Annotated in this window: 18 protein-coding genes; 10 read left to right on the top strand and 8 right to left on the bottom strand. The window is 71.5% G+C overall.

Going from position 1 to position 18,361, the window contains the following annotated elements; translation table 11 throughout:
* Nucleotides 1-43: 43 nt before the first annotated feature.
* The 6 genes from FZ046_RS25395 to FZ046_RS25370 all read left to right on the top strand — a co-directional run bounded on the left by FZ046_RS25395 (nucleotide 44) and on the right by FZ046_RS25370 (nucleotide 7,535).
* A complete protein-coding gene (locus FZ046_RS25395; RefSeq protein WP_070355026.1) occupies nucleotides 44-1,309 on the top strand; it encodes a bifunctional glycosyltransferase family 2/GtrA family protein in 1,266 nt (421 codons plus the stop codon).
* Nucleotides 1,306-3,231, top strand: a complete 1,926-nt coding sequence (locus FZ046_RS25390) for an ArnT family glycosyltransferase (protein ID WP_083298448.1) — start codon at nucleotides 1,306-1,308, stop codon at nucleotides 3,229-3,231. The genes FZ046_RS25395 and FZ046_RS25390 overlap by 4 nt, the downstream gene beginning before the upstream one ends.
* Before the next feature lie 66 nt (nucleotides 3,232-3,297).
* Nucleotides 3,298-3,789, top strand: a complete 492-nt coding sequence (locus FZ046_RS25385; RefSeq protein WP_070355027.1) for a beta-class carbonic anhydrase — start codon at nucleotides 3,298-3,300, stop codon at nucleotides 3,787-3,789.
* A 156-nt stretch (nucleotides 3,790-3,945) separates the two neighbouring features.
* Entirely contained in the window at nucleotides 3,946-4,872 is a 927-nt protein-coding gene (gene cysD / locus FZ046_RS25380) for a sulfate adenylyltransferase subunit CysD (protein WP_070355056.1), read from the top strand.
* A gap of 60 nt (nucleotides 4,873-4,932) precedes the next feature.
* Complete coding sequence (gene cysN / locus FZ046_RS25375) at nucleotides 4,933-6,783, top strand: sulfate adenylyltransferase subunit CysN (RefSeq protein ID WP_070355028.1); 1,851 nt, start codon at nucleotides 4,933-4,935, stop codon at nucleotides 6,781-6,783.
* Nucleotides 6,780-7,535 carry a 3'(2'),5'-bisphosphate nucleotidase CysQ gene (locus tag FZ046_RS25370; protein WP_070355029.1) on the top strand — a complete coding sequence of 252 codons (756 nt, stop codon included), beginning with the start codon at nucleotides 6,780-6,782 and terminating at the stop codon, nucleotides 7,533-7,535. The genes cysN and FZ046_RS25370 overlap by 4 nt, the downstream gene beginning before the upstream one ends.
* On the opposite strand, the gene FZ046_RS25365 is transcribed toward FZ046_RS25370, so the two are convergent.
* On the bottom strand, nucleotides 7,532-8,782 hold the full coding sequence (locus FZ046_RS25365; protein WP_070355030.1) for an HNH endonuclease signature motif containing protein: 1,251 nt from the start codon (nucleotides 8,780-8,782) through the stop codon (nucleotides 7,532-7,534). The two genes, FZ046_RS25370 and FZ046_RS25365, sit on opposite strands and share 4 nt — an antisense overlap.
* Before the next feature lie 72 nt (nucleotides 8,783-8,854).
* Between FZ046_RS25365 and FZ046_RS25360 the strand changes: the two genes are divergently transcribed.
* Both FZ046_RS25360 and FZ046_RS25355 read left to right on the top strand, forming a co-directional pair.
* Entirely contained in the window at nucleotides 8,855-9,451 is a 597-nt protein-coding gene (locus FZ046_RS25360; protein ID WP_070355031.1) for a cysteine hydrolase family protein, read from the top strand.
* Complete coding sequence (locus FZ046_RS25355; RefSeq protein WP_070355032.1) at nucleotides 9,448-10,122, top strand: pyridoxamine 5'-phosphate oxidase family protein; 675 nt, start codon at nucleotides 9,448-9,450, stop codon at nucleotides 10,120-10,122. Before FZ046_RS25360 ends, FZ046_RS25355 begins: the two co-directional genes overlap by 4 nt.
* On the opposite strand, the gene FZ046_RS25350 is transcribed toward FZ046_RS25355, so the two are convergent.
* Nucleotides 10,111-10,938 (bottom strand): nitrilase-related carbon-nitrogen hydrolase, encoded by an 828-nt coding sequence (locus FZ046_RS25350; protein ID WP_070355033.1) that lies wholly within the window; start codon nucleotides 10,936-10,938, stop codon nucleotides 10,111-10,113. The genes FZ046_RS25355 and FZ046_RS25350 overlap by 12 nt on opposite strands.
* A gap of 61 nt (nucleotides 10,939-10,999) precedes the next feature.
* Between FZ046_RS25350 and FZ046_RS25345 the strand changes: the two genes are divergently transcribed.
* Complete coding sequence (locus tag FZ046_RS25345; RefSeq protein WP_070355034.1) at nucleotides 11,000-11,470, top strand: Rrf2 family transcriptional regulator; 471 nt, start codon at nucleotides 11,000-11,002, stop codon at nucleotides 11,468-11,470.
* A 6-nt stretch (nucleotides 11,471-11,476) separates the two neighbouring features.
* Here the strand turns inward: FZ046_RS25345 and FZ046_RS25340 are convergent, their stop codons facing one another.
* Entirely contained in the window at nucleotides 11,477-11,866 is a 390-nt protein-coding gene (locus FZ046_RS25340) for a VOC family protein (protein WP_070355035.1), read from the bottom strand.
* A 54-nt stretch (nucleotides 11,867-11,920) separates the two neighbouring features.
* Here FZ046_RS25340 and FZ046_RS25335 point away from each other — a divergent pair, with 54 nt between their 5' ends.
* Nucleotides 11,921-12,943 (top strand): nitronate monooxygenase, encoded by a 1,023-nt coding sequence (locus FZ046_RS25335; protein WP_070355036.1) that lies wholly within the window; start codon nucleotides 11,921-11,923, stop codon nucleotides 12,941-12,943.
* 41 nt (nucleotides 12,944-12,984) lie between these two features.
* Here FZ046_RS25335 and FZ046_RS25330 read toward each other — a convergent pair whose 3' ends face one another.
* From FZ046_RS25330 to FZ046_RS25310, 5 genes are all read right to left on the bottom strand, one after another.
* Nucleotides 12,985-14,511, bottom strand: coding sequence for a sensor histidine kinase (locus FZ046_RS25330; RefSeq protein WP_070355037.1), 1,527 nt, complete (start codon nucleotides 14,509-14,511; stop codon nucleotides 12,985-12,987).
* Entirely contained in the window at nucleotides 14,508-15,275 is a 768-nt protein-coding gene (locus FZ046_RS25325) for a response regulator transcription factor (protein WP_070355038.1), read from the bottom strand. Before FZ046_RS25325 ends, FZ046_RS25330 begins: the two co-directional genes overlap by 4 nt.
* A gap of 66 nt (nucleotides 15,276-15,341) precedes the next feature.
* Nucleotides 15,342-16,220 carry a DUF4097 family beta strand repeat-containing protein gene (locus tag FZ046_RS25320; RefSeq protein WP_246182859.1) on the bottom strand — a complete coding sequence of 293 codons (879 nt, stop codon included), beginning with the start codon at nucleotides 16,218-16,220 and terminating at the stop codon, nucleotides 15,342-15,344.
* A gap of 77 nt (nucleotides 16,221-16,297) precedes the next feature.
* On the bottom strand, nucleotides 16,298-16,942 hold the full coding sequence (locus tag FZ046_RS25315; RefSeq protein ID WP_070355040.1) for a response regulator transcription factor: 645 nt from the start codon (nucleotides 16,940-16,942) through the stop codon (nucleotides 16,298-16,300).
* On the bottom strand, nucleotides 16,930-18,261 hold the full coding sequence (locus FZ046_RS25310; RefSeq protein ID WP_099046020.1) for a sensor histidine kinase: 1,332 nt from the start codon (nucleotides 18,259-18,261) through the stop codon (nucleotides 16,930-16,932). The genes FZ046_RS25315 and FZ046_RS25310 overlap by 13 nt, the downstream gene beginning before the upstream one ends.
* Nucleotides 18,262-18,361: the final 100 nt, after the last annotated feature.

Here is an 18,361-nt window from a genome sequence, read left to right as displayed (position 1 = left end):
CGACGCCCACGGCTGCCACAACGCACCGAACGACGATGGAGACATGACCGACATCGACCTACGGCAGGAACCCTTGCCTCGCTTCGCATCTCGCCCCAATGCCGCGCGGGCCGCTGCCGCGCGTGGCGTCCCCGTGCTGGACGTGGTCATCCCCGTCTACAACGAGGAGGTCGCGCTCGCGGACTCCGTGCGCCGGCTGCACCGCCACCTGCGGGAGACGTTCCCGTACCCCGTGCGGATCACGATCGCCGACAACGCCAGCGTCGACGCCACCCCGGCGGTCGCCGCCCGGGTGGCCGCCGACCTCGAGGACGTCCGCTACGTGCGCCTCGAGCAGAAGGGCCGCGGCCGCGCCCTGCACGAGGTGTGGTCACAGTCCGACGCCGAGGTCCTGGCCTACATGGACGTCGACCTGTCCACCGACCTCGCCGCACTGGCGCCGCTGGTGGCCCCGCTCATCTCGGGGCACTCCGACCTCGCGATCGGCACCCGGCTGAGCCGGGGCTCGCGCGTGGTGCGCGGCGCCAAGCGCGAATTCATCTCGCGCTGCTACAACCTCATTTTGCGGTCGACGCTGTCGGCCGGCTTCTCCGACGCGCAGTGCGGCTTCAAGGCGATCCGGTCCGACGTGGCGCGCGAGCTGCTGCCGCACGTCTCGGACACCGGGTGGTTCTTCGACACCGAGCTGCTGGTGCTCGCCGAGCGCAGCGGACTGCGCATCCACGAGGTGCCCGTCGACTGGGTCGACGACCCCGACAGCCGCGTCGACATCGTCGCCACCGCCATCGCCGACCTCAAGGGTGTCGGACGGCTGCTGCGCGGCTTCGCCAAGGGCTCGATCCCGGTGAACGTCATCGCCGCCCAGCTCGGGCCGTCGCAGGCCGCGCCGCGGTCGCTGTTCCGCCAGGTGGTGCGCTTCGCCGCGGTCGGGGTCGCCTCCACCGTCGCGTATCTCATCCTGTTCATGCTGCTGCACGGTGCCATCGGCGCCCAGGCGGCGAACCTGGTGGCCCTGCTGGTCACGGCCATCGGCAACACGGCCGCCAACCGGCGCTTCACGTTCGGCGTCGCCGGCAACGTCGCGCGCCACCACGTCGAGGGCCTCATCGTCTTCGGCATCGCGCTCGCCATCACCAGCGGCGCGCTCGCCGGCCTGCACGCCGTCGTCGACCAGCCGCACCGGCTGCTCGAAGTCACCGTGCTGGTCCTCGCGAACCTGATCGCCACGGCCGTCCGGTTCGTCCTGCTCCGCGGCTGGGTGTTCCACCCGCGGCGCTCCCGCTCGATCACCGAAGAAGGACACCAGTGACCGTCACCGCAGCACCCCAGACCCGCGACGTGGCGGCGCCGGAGCGTCCGGCCGACCCGCGCTGGGCCCGCCCGGGGCTGCTGGCCCTGCTCGCCGGCACCGCGCTGCTCTACCTGTGGGGGCTCGGCTCCAACGGGTGGGCCAACAGCTACTACGCGGCGGCCGCCCAGGCAGGCACGCAGAGCTGGAAGGCTTGGCTGTTCGGCTCGCTCGACGCCGGCAACGCCATCACCGTCGACAAGCCGCCTGCCGCGATGTGGCTGATGGGCCTGTCCGGCAGGCTGTTCGGCTTCAACGAGTTCACGCTGCTGCTGCCCCAGGCGCTGCTCGGCGTCGGCGCCGTCGCGGTGCTCTACGCCACGGTCAAGCGCACCAGCGGATCGGGTGCCGCGCTGCTCGCCGGCATCGTGCTGGCGCTGACGCCGGTGGCGACGCTGATGTTCCGCTACGACAATCCCGATGCGCTGCTGGTGTTCCTGCTCGTCGTCGCGGCGTACTGCACGGTGCGGGCGATCGAGAACGGCAGCTACCGGTGGATGGCGCTGACCGGCGTCGTCGTCGGCTTCGCGTTCCTCACCAAGATGCTGCAGGCGTTCCTGCCGGTGCCCGGCTTCGCTCTCGCGTTCCTGGTGGCGGCGCCGACGTCGCTGTGGCGCCGCCTCGGCGCGTTGCTGGCCGGTGGCGTCGCGATCGTCGTGTCGGCGGGCTGGTACGTCGCGCTGGTCAGCCTGTGGCCGGCGAACTCGCGGCCCTACATCGCCGGGTCGACGGACAACAGCCTGCTGCAACTGGCGTTGGGCTACAACGGCGTGCAACGCATCGTCGGCGGCGGCGGGCCCGGTGGCGGCGGCCCGCGCGGTGGCGGCCCGGGCGGCGGTGACGGGCCCCCGGGAGGCAACGTGTTCTTCGGCGGCAGCCCCGGTATCGGCCGCATGTTCGGCCCGTCGTTCGGCACCGAGTCGTCCTGGCTGCTGCCGGTCGCGTTGGTCGGGCTGGTGGTGCTGGCCTGGGCAACGTGGCGCGCGGCGCGCACCGACCTGCAGCGCGCGAGCCTGCTGCTGTGGGGCGGCTGGCTGCTGGTGACCGCGGCAGTGTTCAGCTTCATGGACGGCACCGTGCACCCGTACTACGCGGTGGCGCTGGCCCCGGCGATCGCCGCGCTCGTCGGGATGACCGTCGCCGAGCTGTGGCGCCGCCGGTCCCGGGTGGCCGTGCGCATCGTCCTGGCGGCGCTGCTCGCCGGTACCGGCGTGTGGGCGTTCGTGCTGCTGGGCCGCACGCCGGAGTGGTGGCCGGCGCTGCGCTGGGTCCTGCTGGTGGGCTCGGTGCTGCTCGCGGTGGCCCTGGCCGTCGGTGCGGCACGCGCCGGCCGGGCGACGGTCGTGCTGGCTGTGCTGGCCTGCCTGTTCGGCGTCGGCGCCACGGCGGCGTACTCGCTGGAGACCGCGATCGGCCAGAAGAGCGGTCCGGTCGCGACGTCCGGCCCGGCCAAGGCCGGTGGCTTCGGCTTCGGTCCCGGGCCGGGGGGTGATGGCCCCGGCGGCGACAGGGGGCCCGGTGGCGGCGGACCGTTCGGGCACGTCGACAGCCCCGAGCTGGAGGCGCTGATCAGGGAGGCGGGCACCCGGTGGGCCGCCGCGGCGATCGGCTCCATGCAGGTGAGCGACCTCGAGCTGAAGACCGGCGACTCGCTGATGGCGATCGGTGGCTTCACCGGCGGGGATCCGTCGCCGACGCTGGCGCAGTTCCAGCAGTACGTCGCCGACGGCCAGGTGCGGTACTTCCTCGCCTCGGACCGGGGTGGCTTCGGCGGCCACCGCGACGGCAGTGCCGCGGACATCACCGCCTGGGTCGAATCGACGTTCACCAAGTCCGACGTCGGCGGAACGACGGTGTACGACTTGCAATCCGCTCGATCCTGACCCTGTCGCCCACGGGCAGGCGCCGCTACCGTCGGTGCCTGCCCGTGCTCGACAGGAGGAGCGACGATGTCCGTCACCGATGAGTACCTGAAGAACAACGAGGCGTACGCCGCCGGCTTCTCCGGGCCGCTGCCCCTGCCGCCCAGCCGGCACGTCGCCGTCGTCGCCTGCATGGACGCCCGGCTCGACGTCTACCGCATCCTCGGTCTCGCCGAAGGGGAGGCGCACGTGATCCGCAACGCCGGCGGCGTCGTCACCGACGACGAGATCCGCTCGCTCGCCATCAGCCAGCGACTGCTCGGCACCACAGAGATCATCCTCATCCACCACACCGACTGCGGCATGCTGACGTTCACCGACGACGACTTCAAGCAAGCCATCGCCGACGAGACCGGACTCAAGCCGCCGTGGGCCGCCGAGGCGTTCACCGACCTCGAGGAGGACGTCCGGCAGTCGCTGCGCCGCATCGCGGCCAGTCCGTTCGTGACCCGGCATACATCGGCGCGCGGCTTCGTCTTCGACGTCGCGACGGGTCGCCTGGCCGAGGTCGCCCTCTAGCCACTCCCTGCGATTCGTGCACCCCGAGCCGTGGTCAGCGCGGCTGGTCGTGCACGGATCGCTGCTGCCCGACCGTTGACACCTCCGTCGTTCGGGTCGTAGATTCCTGGGCATGACGGCAATCCTGGCCAACTCGACCAACTTAGTGTGGACGTCGTGACGGCGCCGCAGCTCGACGAACCCGCGGGCAAGTACGAACTCAGCCATCTGCGGTCGCTGGAGGCCGAGGCGATCCACATCATCCGCGAGGTGGCCGCGGAGTTCGAGAAGCCCGTGCTGCTGTTCTCCGGCGGCAAGGACTCGATCGTCATGCTGCACCTGGCCATCAAGGCCTTCCAGCCGGGTCGGCTGCCGTTTCCGGTGATGCACGTCGACACGGGGCACAACTTCGAGGAGGTGCTGCAGGCGCGCGACGAACTCGTCGCCGAATCCGGCGTCCGGCTCGTGGTGGCGAAGGTGCAGGACGACATCGACGCCGGCCGCGTGGTGGAGACCATCCCGTCGCGCAACCCCATGCAGACGTTCACGCTGCTGCGCGCCATCCGGGAGAACAAGTTCGACGCCGCGTTCGGCGGCGCCCGCCGCGACGAGGAGAAGGCCCGCGCCAAGGAGCGCGTGTTCAGCTTCCGCGACGAGTTCGGGCAGTGGGATCCGAAGAGCCAGCGCCCCGAGCTGTGGAACCTCTACAACGGCCGGCATCGCAAGGGCGAGCACATCCGCGTGTTCCCGCTGTCGAACTGGACCGAATTCGACATCTGGTCCTACATCGGTGCGGAGAAGATCAAGCTCCCGTCGATCTACTACGCCCACCAGCGCAAGGTGTTCGAGCGCGACGGCATGCTGCTGGCGGTGCACGAGTACCTGCGCCCCCGCAAGGACGAGCCGATCGTCGAGAAGACCGTGCGGTTCCGCACCGTCGGCGACGTCACGTGCACCGGCTGCGTCGAGTCGACGGCGGCGACGGTGTCCGAAGTCATTGCCGAAACCGCGATTTCGAGACTCACCGAGCGCGGCGCCACCCGAGCCGACGACCGCATCTCCGAGGCGGGGATGGAAGACCGCAAGCGCGAGGGCTACTTCTGATGGGGCGAGCGAAGCGACGGGGAAGTGGCCTGGGGCGAGCGAAGCGACGGGGGAACTGACATGGCGACGCTGCTGAGGATCGCCACCGCGGGGTCGGTGGACGACGGCAAGTCCACGTTGATCGGCCGGCTGCTCTACGACAGCAAGGCCGTGATGGAGGATCAGCTCGCCGCGGTCGAGCGCACGTCGCGCGAGCGCGGCAATGACTACACCGACCTCGCCCTGGTCACTGACGGTCTGCGTGCCGAGCGCGAACAGGGCATCACGATCGACGTTGCGTACCGCTACTTCGCCACGTCGAAGCGGAAGTTCATCATCGCCGACACGCCGGGGCACATCCAGTACACCCGCAACATGGTGACCGGCACGTCGACCGCGCAGCTGGCGATCGTGCTCGTCGATGCGCGGCACGGACTGCTCGAGCAGTCCCGCCGGCACGCGTTCCTGGCGTCGCTGCTCGGGATCCGGCACATCGTGCTGGCGGTCAACAAGATGGACCTCGTCGGCTGGGACCGCGAGGTGTTCGAGAAGATCCGCGACGACTTCCACGAGTTCGCCGCCCGGCTCGACGTGCAGGACGTCACGACGATCCCGCTGTCGGCGCTCAACGGCGACAACGTGGTCACGAAGTCCGACGCCACGCCGTGGTACGACGGGCCCGCGCTGCTGAGCCACCTCGAGGACGTCTACATCGCCGGCGACCGCAACCTCGTCGACGTGCGCTTCCCCGTGCAGTACGTGATCCGGCCGCAGACCCGTGAGCACGCCGACCACCGCAGTTACGCCGGCACGGTGGCCAGCGGCGTCATGCGTCCCGGCGACGAGATCGTGGTGCTGCCGACCGGCAAGAGCAGTCGCATCACCGAGATTCACGGCCCCACCGGCCCGGTCGACGAGGCGTTCCCGCCGATGGCCGTGTCGGTCAGCCTCGCCGACGACATCGACATCTCCCGTGGCGACATGATCGTGCGAGAGAACAACCAGGCGCACGCCAGCCAGGAATTCGACGCCACGGTGTGCTGGATGGCCGACGGATCGGCGCTCGAACCGGGCCGGGAGTACGTCGTCAAGCACACCACTCGCACCACGCGGGCGCGGGTGACGGCGCTGGACTACCGCCTCGACGTCAATACGCTGCACCGGGACAAGAGCGCGACGGCCCTGAAACTCAACGAACTCGGCCGCGTCACGCTGCGCACGCAGGTGCCGCTGCTGCTCGACGAGTATTCGCGCAACTCCGCCACCGGATCGTTCATCCTCATCGACCCGGACACCAACGGCACGGTCGCAGCGGGCATGGTGCGCGACACCACGCCGGTGGCCAACCGCGCGTCGACCCCGAACACCGTGCGCCACCAGTCGCTGGTGTGCGCCGACGATCGGCTGTCCAAGGGACGCACCGTCTGGTTCACCGGCCTGTCCGGCTCGGGCAAGTCGTCGGTGGCGATGCTGGTGGAGCAGAAGCTGCTCGAGAACGGTTGTCCGGCCTACGTTCTGGACGGTGACAACCTGCGGCACGGCCTGAATGCGGATCTCGGCTTCTCCATGGCCGACCGCGCGGAGAACCTGCGTCGCCTCGCCCACATCGCCACGCTGATGGCCGATTCGGGGTTGACGGTGCTGGTCCCGGCGATCAGCCCGCTCGAGGAACACCGCGATCTCGCGCGCAAGGTGCACGCGGATCAGGGGTTCGACTTCTTCGAGGTGTTCATGGACACCCCGCTGGAGGACTGCGAGAAGCGGGACCCGAAGGGCCTGTACGCGAAGGCGCGTGCCGGGGAGATCACCCACTTCACCGGCATCGACAGCCCGTACCAGCGGCCCAAGCACCCCGACCTGCGGCTGGTGCCCGGTCCGACGCCCGACGAGCTGGCCGATAGTGTGGTCGCCATGCTGAAGGGCGACGGGTGAGCGACCACGAGGTGGCCACGCGGCTGGCCACCGAGGCCGGCGAGCTGCTGCTGCGGGTGCGCGAGGAGTTCGCCGACGCCGAGGCGACGGAGCGGAAGGCCGCGGGTGACAAGCGGTCTCACGACTTCCTGATGGCGGCGCTGGCGGCCGAGCGGCCCGGTGACGCGGTGCTGAGCGAGGAAGGTGCCGACGACAAGGTGCGACTCACCTCGCAGCGGGTGTGGATCGTCGATCCGCTCGACGGCACGCGGGAGTTCTCCGAACTCGGTCGCGAGGACTGGGCCGTGCACGTGGCGCTGTGGGAGGACGGCGAGTTGGTCGCCGGCGCGGTCGCGTTGCCGGCCCAGGGCGTTACCCTCGCCACGCCGGACGTCGTGACGCCGGCGGCCGAACCCGGCCCGCCGCGCATCGTGGTGTCGCGGACTCGGCCGCCCGCCGTGGCGCTCGCAGTGCGCGACGCCCTGGGCGGCACGCTCGTCGAGATGGGCTCGGCCGGGGCCAAGGTCGCCGCGGTCGTGCAGGGCATCGCCGACGTGTACGTGCATGCCGGCGGGCAATACGAATGGGACTCGGCCGCCCCGGTGGCGGTCGCCCGCGCGGCCGGCCTGCACACGTCGCGCATCGACGGAACACCGCTGCGCTACAACCAGTCCGACGTACTGCTACCCGATCTGGTGGTGTGCCGGCCGGAACTCGCGGAGGCGGTGCTGACCGTCACGGCGGTCGAGGCCGAGGTGGATCCCGCGGGTTAGTTCGTCGTCGGTGGTGGTTGTGGCTGGAAGGGGTCGTACCACCACCATTGGGCGCGTTCGCCGGTCGGTCCGGGACACGGCGGTACGTCCGGCGGCGGTGTGGTGGGTGTTCGAGCCAGCGCTCGGTCGTGCAGGGCGGTGCCGTCGGCGTCGGTGACGACGAGGCGCTCGGCCGGTCCGCTGATGGTAATGAGCCCGCGGTGATGCGCCCGGTGGTGGTACGGGCACACCAGCACCAGGTTGGTCAGGTCGGTGGTGCCGCCGTCCTCCCAATGCACCACGTGATGCGCATGCAGGCCGCGGGTCGCCCCGCACCCGGGGACCACGCAGCAGCGGTCGCGATGCTCCAACGCCCGGCGCAGCCGGCGGCTGATCTGCCGGGACTCCCGCCCGCAGCCGATCGGGCGGCCGTCGCGTTCGAACCACGCCTCCCACGTCGCATCACAGGTCAGGAACTGGCGGTCGGCGTCGGACAGCACCGGACCCAGGTGCAGCGACCCCACCCGCCGGTCGACGTCGACGTGCACCACCACCGTGGTGCGCTGCCCATGCGGGCGCGCCGCCACCTCACTGTCCCAGCCCGCAGCCACCAGCGCCAGGAATGCGTCCACCGTGCTCGGCATCGGCGGCGCACCCCCAGCCCCGTCGGACCGGTCGTCTGCGCCGTCGGCGTGGTCGTCCTTCCACTCGGTGACCAGCCGGTCCAGGTGCGACGCCAACGCCGCGTCGACCACCGCGGCCTCGTCGTGGGGAAGGGTGATCCGCCACGTGCACGACGTCTCGTCGCTGGCCTTGCCGATCGACCGCTTTGGGTCCGGTGTCGGCTGCGGCGGGCGGGGTTCGAGTTTCACCGCGGTCCGCAGCTGGGTCACCGTGGCCACCTCGACCAGCGGGGCGTAGTGCTCATCGGACCCGTCGGCGGCCTGCTCGGCGATCACCCCCACCTGATCCAACGACACCCGACCGTCCCGCAAACCCGCTGTGCACCGCGGATACTCGGCGCTGCGGCGGGCGACCGCGACCATGGTCTCGGCGTTGCGCGGAGACACCCCGGTCTTCCACGCCACCAACGCCGGCACCGACTTCGCGCCGGTCATGCCGCACAGGTCCTCGCGGTCGATCTCGGCGACGACGTCCACGATCCGGCCGTCGATCGCATTGCGTTGCCCGGTCAGCTCCGCCAACCGGTCGAACAACGCCTCCAGCCGCTCACCCGGTGACACCGAAGTCGCGACGGCGGGGGACATGGCCCCATTCTGCCGACGGGGTCCGACAGAAATGGAGATGCCGAATCGCGACCGCTGACTACGCTGCCAAGGATGACGAGACCGACGCTGCGCGAACTGGCCAGCCTGCCCACCGAGCCCGCCGCGCTGACCGACTCGACCCTGGTGCTCATCGACTGTCAGAACACCTACACCGAGGGCGTCATGGCACTCGACGGCGTCGCCGCGGCGCTCGACGAGATCGCCGCGCTGCTCGACCGGGCGCGGACCGCGGGCATTCCGATCGTGCACGTCCAGCACGACGACGGCCCCGGCTCGCTGTACGACGTCAACGGCCACAGCGGCGCGATCGTCGCCGCGGTCGCGCCCCGCGACGGTGAGCCCGTCGTGGTCAAGAACTATCCGAATTCGTTCGTAGACACCGAGTTCGATCAACGCCTCAAGGCCGTGGGCGCGACGAACCTGGTGCTCACCGGCTTCATGACGCACATGTGCGTCAACTCGACCGCCCGCGGGGCCTTCAACCTGGGTTACGCGCCGACCGTCGTCGCGAGTGCCACCGCCACCCGTGCGCTGCCCGGGGTCGACGGGGCGACCGTGCCCGCCGGCGCGCTGCAGTCGGCCAGCCTGGCCGCGCTGAAGGACCTCTTCGCCGTCGTCGTCCCCGACGCCGCGGCGATTCCGTCATGACGACACCCCAGGTGCCGCCCACAAGGCCGACCACCGACGTGACGCGGCTGCCGGAGAAGCAGACCGGTGACCGCGCGGCGCTCGACGCGCTGCTGGCAAGCACGCCACTCGCAACCGTCGCGATGGTGCGCGACGGTCACCCCGTCGTCTTCCCGACCGGATTCGCCCGCGTCGCCGACGAATTCGTCATCCACGGCTCGACGGGATCGCCATGGCTGCGGGCGCTGGCCGCCGGCGCGCCGGTCGCGGTCTCGGTGACGACGCTGGACGGCGTCGTCGTCGCCCGCAGCAGCTTCGAGTCCTCGTTCCACTATCGCAGTGCCGTGCTCTTCGGCAGCTTCGCGGTGGTGCCCGACGCCGAGAAGGTCCGCTACCTCGACGCCCTCACCGACGCCTTCATCCCGCATCGCGTGGCGGAACTGCGGGCCAGCACGCGCAAGGAGTTGGCGGCGACGCTGGCCCTGCGGATGCCGATCGCCGACGGGGCGTGGTCGCTCAAGGTGAGCGCGGGCTGGCCCGACGATCCGGAGTCGGACGTCGCCGGGGAGGCGTGGGCAGGTGTGGTCCCGATGCACGTGCGCTACGGCGTGCCGCGGCCTGCACCCGACCTTCGGCCCGGCATCGCGGTGCCGGATTCGGTGCGGACGCTCGCCGAGGGGTCAGTCCAGTAGCGCCGTCCGCCGATACAGCTCGACGCGACGATCACCGTGGGAGTCGTTGTGGCCGTTGAACGTCTTGTCTCGCGACGCGGCCAGGTCGATGTCGGCGCTGACGTTGCCGGCGTGGCCGAACTGCGCGACGACGCTGGGGTAGCCGTCGGCGTCGGTGATGACGCTCCCGCCGATCCAGTCGACGCCGCGCTCGGTGCCGGTGCGGTCGCACACCGCGATGGGCATGTGGTTCGTGCCGGCGCCGGCCAGCACCTTGACCATCTCGATGGGCCGTTCACCCTCGGGCCGGGGCAGCAGCGGCCAGTTGACCGGTGCGCACAGCAGGTCGGCGCCCGCGAGCGACACCGCCCGCACCCACTCGGGGAACTCGACGTCGTAGCAGATCATCACGCCGATGCGGCCGTGCTCGGTGTCGACGACCAACGGTGGCTCGTCGCCGAGGTCGAACACGGCGTTCTCGGTGTCCCACAGGTGCGTCTTGCGGTAGACCCCGAGTACGCCGGACGGGTCGACGACCACTGCGCTGTTGTAGACCCGGTCGCCGGCCGCCTCTGGAAATCCGCCGACGATCACCAGCCCGAAGGCCGCCGCGAGGTCGCTCCACTCCGCGACGGTCGCCCCGTCACGGGGCTCGGCCAGGCTCTCCAACTCGGCGCGGTCGGCGAACACGTACCCCGAGGGCACCAGCTCGGGCAGCACCACGACCTGGGCGCCGCCGGCGGCTGCCTGCTCGATCGCGGTGCGCGCGGTCGTCCGATTCCCGGTGGTGTCGCCGATGCGCAATGGGATCTGACAGCAGGTGATGCGCGTGCTCATGTGTCGATGGTCGCTCGTGTGGCACGTGGGCGCAGCCGTGTCGATGGCATGATCTCCTGACATGCGGATGTCGGCCAAGGCGGAGTACGCCGTGCGGGCGATGGTCCAGCTGGCGACGGTGGACGACGGCGTGCTGGTCAAGACCGATGACTTGGCCCGGGCGCAGGGCATCCCGGCGCAGTTCCTCGTCGACATCCTGTCCGATCTGCGCACCGACCGGCTGGTGCGCAGCCACCGCGGCCGCGACGGCGGTTACGAGCTGGCCCGGCCCGCGGCGGAGATCAGCATCGCCGACGTGCTGCGCTGCATCGACGGTCCGCTGGCCAGCGTCCGCGACATCGGGCTGGGGGACCTGCCGTACTCCGGTCCCACCGCCGCGCTCACCGACGTCTGGCGGGCACTGCGGGCCAGCATGCGGGCGGTGCTCGAGGAGACCAGCCTCGCCGCGGTGGCCTCCGGTGCCCTACCCGACCACGTCGCCGGGCTCGCGGAGGACTACCTCACCCAGGAGGAGCAACGCGGCCACGGCTGACGACCGTCAGCCGCCGGAGCCGTAGGGCTGGGTGATGATCTCCAGATAGTGCCCCGACGGGTCCTGGAAGTAGACGCCGCGGCCCCCGTCGTGGTGGTTGATCGCGCCGGGAAGGCGGCCGTGCGGATCGGCCCAGTGCGGCAGTCCGCGGTCGCGGATCCGGCCGTAGATGGCGTCGAAGTCGTCCTCGGACACCAGGAACGCATAATGCTGGGGGTGGATCTCGGCGTCCGCGCCGACCTGGGCGAAGTCGAGGCTGACGCCGTGCTCGACGCCGACGGCGAGGAACGGGCCGAACTCCGCGGCGGCGGGCAGCCCGAACAGCTCGGTGAAGAAGCGGGCCGACTCCGCGCGGTTGCGGGCGGCCACGATGGTGTGGTTGAACGCAATGGCCATGCATCGAGTCAACACCGTCCCCGCCGGGGGTGTCGACGGTGCAGGATGGAGCCCATGCCCACGGCTGACTTCGACCTGCGCGGTCTGACGGTTCCGGTGCTCGCGGCGCCCATGGCGGGCGGTCCGAGCACGCCCGAACTGGCCGCTGCCGCAACGAATGCCGGTGGGCTCGGCTTCCTGGCCGCCGGCTACCTGCGCGCCGATGCACTCGCGGAGCGCGTCACCGCGGCCCGCGCGCTCACCACCGGCCCGCTGGGGGTGAACCTGTTCGTGCCGCAGCCGAACGTGGCGTCGGCCGACGCCGTGCACCGCTACGCCGCCGGGCTCGACGGCGACGCGACGCGCTACGGCGTGCGGATCGGCGAACCGCGCTGGGACGACGACGACTGGGCGGCGAAGCTCGACGTGGTCTGCGACCTGCGGCCGGAGGTGGTGTCCTTCACGTTCGCGCTGCCCGAGGTCGCCGAGATCGACCGGCTCAAAGGGCTCGGCATCACCACGGTCGCGACGGTGACGACGCTGGCGGAGGGCCAGGAGGCCGTGGCGCGCGGTGTCGACGCGGTCGCCGCGCAGGGACCGAATGCCGGCGGGCACCGCGGCACCTTCGACCCGCTGGCCTCACCGGCCACCCAGCCGCTCGACCAACTGGTCCGCGCCACCGCGATGAGTCTCGGTGTGCCGGTGGTGGCGGCCGGCGGGTTGATGAGCGCGGCCGACGTCGCCGACGTCCTCGGCTTCGGCGCGGTCGCCGCGCAATTGGGTACCGCGTTCCTGCTGACCGACGAAGCGGGCAGCAGCCCGGTGCACCGCGCGGCGCTGCGGGATCCGGAGCTGACCGAGACCGTGGTGACGCGGTGCTTCTCCGGGCGGTATGCCCGTGGGCTGCGCAACCGGTTCGTGGTGGACCACGACGCGGACGCGCCGTTCGGGTATCCCGAGATCCACTATCTGACCAGCCCGCTGCGCGCGGCGGCGATCAAGGCCGGTGACCCCGGTGGCGTCAACGTCTGGGCGGGAACCGGTTTCCGGCAGGCGAGGACGGGATCGGTCGCCGACGTCATGGCCACGTTGGCCTGATCGGCCTGGGCGGCCCGACCGGCCTGACCGGTCCGACCGGTCTACTGCCGGGACATGGCGAGGTCGGCCTCACCGTAGGCGCGTGTCGGTTCGGCGGCCGGGAGCGTCATCGTGAACGACGTCGCGCCGCCGCCGGAGGTCACGGTGATCGTCCCGCCGTGCGCCTCGACGATGGACTGCGCAATCGCCAGTCCCAGACCCGAATTGCCGGAGTCGCGGGAACGCGCGCGGTCGGCGCGGACGAATCGTTCGAACAGGTGCGGCTGCAGTTCGGGAGCGATGCCCGGGCCGTCGTCGCGCACCTCGAGCCGGATGGCCGCCCCACCGACGACGCGGGCCAGCACCGTCGTGCCCGCCGGCGTGTGGTCGCGGGCGTTGCCCAGCAGATTGGCCACGGCCTGATGCAATTTCGCGCGGTCGCCGTGCACCCACGCCGGTTCGTCGGGCACGGTGGTGGTCCACCGGTGAGCGGGCGCGGACACCGCGACGTCGTTGACGGCGTTGACCACCAGGTCCGCCAGGTCGACGTCGGTCTTCTCCAGATCCTGGCCCTCGTCCAACCGGGCCAGCAGCAGCAGGTCGGACACCAGCGCGTTCATCCGCGCCGCCTCGGCCTCGATGCGCGCGAGCGAGTACTCGGTGGTCTCCGGCAGCACGGAACTGTCCTGCCGGGTGAGTTCGGCGTAGCCGCCGATCGCCGCGAGCGGGGTGCGCAGTTCGTGGCTGGCGTCGGTGATGAACTGGCGCATGCGGCGGTCGGAGGCGGCGACGTCGGTCAGCGCCCCCTCCACGTGCGCGAGCAGTTGATTGAGCGTGTCGCCGACCAGACCGACCTCGGTGCGCGGGTCGGTGTCGCCGGCGGGGACGCGCGGGGTGATGGCGTAGCGGTCGCGGCTCAGTGGCGTGGCGGCGACCTCGGCGGCGGTGGCGGCGACCCGGCCGAGCGGACGTAGCGCCACCCGCACGATCGCCAACGTGCCCGCGGCCGTGACGATGAGCGCCAGCGCGGTGAGCGCGGCGACGATGATCGTCTCGCGCGTCGCGGCGGCGCTGGCCTGGCGCAGCGACGCCGCGGTGATCAGAACCTCGCCGGGACCGCTGGTCCGGCTCGTCATGCGGTACTTGCCGAGGCCCGACAACCACAGGTTGTGCGCGCTGCCGACCTGCTCGGCGTGCTCGGTCAGCTCGGCGACCGCTTCGGCGGGTGCGTCGGTCGCCTCGCCGTCACCGAACATGGCCGAGTCGACGACCCGTCCGTCACGGGTCGCGACGATGATGTTTCCCGGTGCCTGCCCGATGACGAGGTGGAGCGGCTTGACGGCGTCCGCAGGTGGCAGTCCGCCGCCGTCGGGCAGCGGCGTCGCGCGGTACTTGGCCACGCTCTGACTGAAACCGTCTGCCGCAGCGGTCAATTGGGTGTCGACGATGCCGGTCACCGACGAGCGCAGCGTCAGCACCGACATGGTGCCCACCGTGATGAGCACCGTCACCACCACCGCGGAGACGCCGAGCACCAGCTGCCGGCGCAGCGGCCAGGTGCGCCAGCCGCGGCGCCGCACGCTGCTCATTCGACGGGCCGCAGCGCGTAGCCGACGCCGCGCACCGTGTGCAGCATGGGTGCGCGACCGGAGTCGATCTTCTTGCGCAGGTAGGACACGTAGAGGTCCACGATGCTGGACCGACCGCCGAAGTCGTAGTTCCACACGCGATCCAGGATCTCCTGGCGGGCGACCGCCCGTCGGGGATTGCGCATCAGGAAGCGCAGCAGCTCGTATTCGGTGGACGTGAGGGCGATGTCGGTGCCGCCGCGGGTGACCGTGTGGCTGGAGCCGTCGAGGACGAGGTCGCCGACGGTGAGTACCTGCTCGTCCTCGGGCGTGAGATACGCCGAGCGGCGCAGCAACCCGCGCAGGCGCGCGACCAGTTCCTCGAGGCTGAAGGGCTTGGTCATGTAGTCGTCGCCGCCGGCGGTCAGGCCGTTGACGCGGTCGCGGACCGAGTCGCGCGCGGTGAGGAACAGGATCGGGGTGTAGCCGCCCGACTCCCGCAGCCGCTCGAGTACGCCGAGGCCGTCCATGTCGGGCAGCATGATGTCGAGGACGACGACGTCGGGGGTGTTGGCGCGGTAGCGGGCGACGGCCTCCGCGGCGTCGTGCGCGACGTCGACCGTCCAGCCCTCGAACTTCAGCGCCATCTGGACGAGGTTGGTCAGGGCGCGTTCGTCGTCGACTAGCAGTGCCCGGATCGGTGATCCGTCGGCCCGGTACATGCGGGGCAGACGGCCCAGCGCGGCTTGCCGTGGCGCTGCACCGCCGACCTGCGACGTCGTCATGCCCTCATTCTGCCGAGCATCGGTTCCGCCGCCAGTCGATTCATAGGCGGCTCACATGAACCCTGCTCAGGGGCGGTCGTGCCGGGCGAGGCGCGGCGCACCCGACCGGTCGACCACGGCACTGCCGTCACCGGCGCGCACGGTGACCCGGGCGGCGGCACGGCCGGCATCCTCGGTCTCCGACACCCGCACCCGGGTCGACGTGCCGGAAGCACGCACCAGGTAGGGGCCGGGGTCGGGCAGGCCGAGCGCGACGTCGCCCGTCTCGGTCGCCGCCTCGATCGTCGCGGGGGCGGCGTCGGCGAAGTCGACGGTGACGTCGCCGTTCACCGTGTCGGCGACGAACGACTCGGCGACGGCGACGGGTTCGCGGGTCACGACGTCGGCGTCCTGGGTGCGCACCTCGAGGCGACGGGCCGACCCGCCGAGCACCACCGCGCCGTCGGCGTTGGTGGCGGTCAGGGAGTCGAGGTCGGCGCCGGCGAACAGCACGCCAGTGCCCTGCCGCGTGGTGACCGCGAGCCGCCGGGACGTCTCGGGCGGCAGGCTCACCGTGATCTCGCCGGCCCGACCCCAGCCCAGGACGTCGGCCCGGGCGCCGGCAACGACGACGCGGGTGTCCGAGCCGGAGGTGCGCACGTCCAGTGCCTGCTCGCCCGAACGGGCGGTGTCGAGCAGGCGCATGGTGATGCGCGGTTCGACGGCGTCGCGGTCGGTGCGGAGCCGGACGGCGGCGGGGACGTCGCCGGTGTCGATCGTCAGCGTGCGGGTGCCGGCCGGCAGCGTCTTCTCGTCGGCGACGACCCGGAACGTGCTGACGCCCCAGGCCGTCGCCCCGAGGGCGACGACGGTGCCCACCACGGCGACGGTCGCGACCACGACGAGGAAGACCCGGAACGCGGTGCGGCCGCCGGGGCTGAGCGGGGGAGGAGCGATGGTGGTCACGACGGGGTTCCCTCTCGGTCGGTTCATGATTCGAGGTCGGTTCGTGATTCGAGGTCGGTTCAGGATTCGAGGTCGGTTCAGGATTCGAGGTAGCGCAGGACGGCGAGGACGCGGCGGTTCTCGCTCTCGTCGGGGGCGAGGCCGAGCTTGGTGAAGATGGAGGCGATGTGCTTCTCGGCCGATCCGACCGAGACGTGCAGTGCGGCGGCGATGGCGGAGTTGGTGCGGCCCTCGGCCATCAGCTGCAGCACCTCGGTCTCCCGCGGGCTGAGCGCATCGAGCGCCGAGCGCTGCCGGGACCGCACCAGGATCTGCGACACCACCTCGGGGTCGAGCACCGTGCCGCCGCCGCCGACGACGGTGACGGCGTCGAGGAAGGCCGGCACGTCGGCCACCCGGTCCTTGAGGAGGTAGCCGAATCCGCGGGTGTCCGAGGCGATCAGGTCCGCGGCGTAGCGCTCCTCGACGTAGTGCGAGAGCACCAGCACCGGCGATTCGGGGTTCTGACTGCGCAGCAGCGCCGCCGCGCGGATGCCCTCGTCGGTAAAGGTCGGCGGCATCCGCACGTCGAGGATCGCGAGGTCGGGCCGCAGCTCGTTGACGATGCGGAGCAGGTCGGTGGCGTCGGCGACGCCCGCGACGACGTCGTGCCCGGCGTCGCCCAGGATGCGCTCGATGCCGGCACGCAGCAGCGCGGAGTCCTCGGCGATCACGATGCGCATGGCAGCACCGCCGTCACGATCGTCGGGCCGGTGGCGGGGCTGGTCACGGTGAACGTGCCACGGGCGGCGCGCACCCGGTCGCCGAGACCCCGCAGGCCGGTGGTGTTCTCGCCGGCCGGTGCCTCCGCGCCGCCGACACCGTCGTCGAACACCGAGACGTGCAGCGTGTCGGCGGACTCGTCGAGTCGCACGGTGACGATCGCCTGACCGGCGCGGGCGTGCTTGACGACGTTGGTGAGTGCCTCGGCGACGACGAAGTACGCGCACGCCTCGACCTCCTCGGGCAGCCGCCGCGGCAGGTGTACGTCGAGCGTCGTCGGCACGCCCGCGCTCTGCGTACGCTGCACGACCGCCGAGAGCGCGGCGTCCAGGCCGCGGTCGGACAGGATGGTCGGCGCGATCCCGCGGACGACGTTGCGCAGTTCGGCCAGTGCGCTCTTGGCACTGTCGTGGGCCTCCTCGATCAGCGTGCGCGCCTCGGCGGGATCGCTGTCGAGCTTGGTGCGAGCCAGGCCGATCGTCATGGCGAGCGACACCAGCCGCGGTTGCACGCCGTCGTGCAGGTCGCGTTCGATGCGGCTGCGCTCGGTGTGGGCGGAGGAAACGGCGCCCTCCCGTGCGTCGGTCAGGGCGGTGACCTCGTGCTGCAGGGCGGCCGTCGCCGACGGCGGCAGCAGCCACCGGTCGATGCGCGCGTCGAGCGCCGGCGCCACCACGAGGATCGCGACGGCCGCCGCAACGGCCACGACCGCCAGCAGCCACGCCAGTGGCGGTGAAACGAAGGCGAGCCCGGCGGCGTCGTCGCTCGCGTCGATGGCGGTGGCGACGGCCGGTGCGGCGAAGGCGAACACCACCAGCGCGAGTGCGACCCCCGTCGCGAGGATGTCGTAGGCCAACCGGAGGTAGTGGTGGCCGAACGCCTTCCAGAACCGGGCGCTGCCGAGGTCCAGCCAGAGCTGGTGCGCCCACCCCTGGAACCCGGTGTACGGGGACTGCTTTCGCGGCGGTACGCCGATGCCCATCCCGAACACGGCCTCGCTGCGCACGCGTTCCACCCGGTCGATGCCGCGGACGAGGTAGACGAACACGACGACGGCGAGCGCGAAGCCGACCACCGACGGGATCGCCGACACCCCGCCGATCAACAGCCCGAGCGGAATCCAGAACCACACGATGCCGAGGGCGGCGCCGCTGACCATCGACGCCGTCGGCACCAGCCCGATGCGGCGCACCGGCGCGGGACCTTCGGCAGCGGTGGCGGGCGCGGGGCCCGCGACCGGCGCGTCCAGGGGTTCGGAGGGCGTCATCACGTCGACCATGACCTCAACCTAGGGACCGCGCGGCGCCCGCGACACGGCGATTGCCGGAGATTCCGACGGGGGAAAACCCCCGGGCGTGCCAGAATCCGCACGTGCAGAT

It is taken from the genome of Mycolicibacterium grossiae (assembly GCF_008329645.1).
Lineage (GTDB): Bacteria > Actinomycetota > Actinomycetes > Mycobacteriales > Mycobacteriaceae > Mycobacterium > Mycobacterium grossiae.
This window is presented reverse-complemented; position numbering and strand designations above follow the sequence as displayed.